This is a genomic window from Brevibacterium sp. SIMBA_078 (assembly GCF_046534565.1).
Classification (GTDB): domain Bacteria; phylum Actinomycetota; class Actinomycetes; order Actinomycetales; family Brevibacteriaceae; genus Brevibacterium.
Genome location: NZ_JAWRYQ010000115.1, coordinates 1 through 308, shown reverse-complemented (window position 1 = coordinate 308; position 308 = coordinate 1). Strand labels below are relative to the sequence as shown.

1 pseudogene is annotated in these 308 nt (G+C 32.5%); it reads right to left on the bottom strand.

The features are described from left to right. Positions 1-44 precede the first annotated feature (44 nt). Positions 45-308, bottom strand: a pseudogene (locus SB749_RS19095) (hypothetical protein); the annotation flags it as partial.

Here is a 308-nt window from a genome sequence, read left to right as displayed (position 1 = left end):
ATGGTTCTACATCTTGCGAAGTAAATAACTTAAAATTTCGTGTATTATTCATAAAAGATCATCCCAAATTTTTCTTTAACCCAACTATCGCTGTATATAGTATCCAAATACTTATCTCCCATATCAGGAGATATTGCAACAACCACTGATTTTTCGTCTATTTTATCCAAATATCTGTCTACACCAGATAGAACTGTCCCCGTAGAACCGCCAAAAAAATAGCCTTTTTTTGCTAATTTTCGGCACATTGAAATAGTTTCATTCTCATTTATGTAAATTATATCGTCGTAGCTTGAGAACCTTCTAAT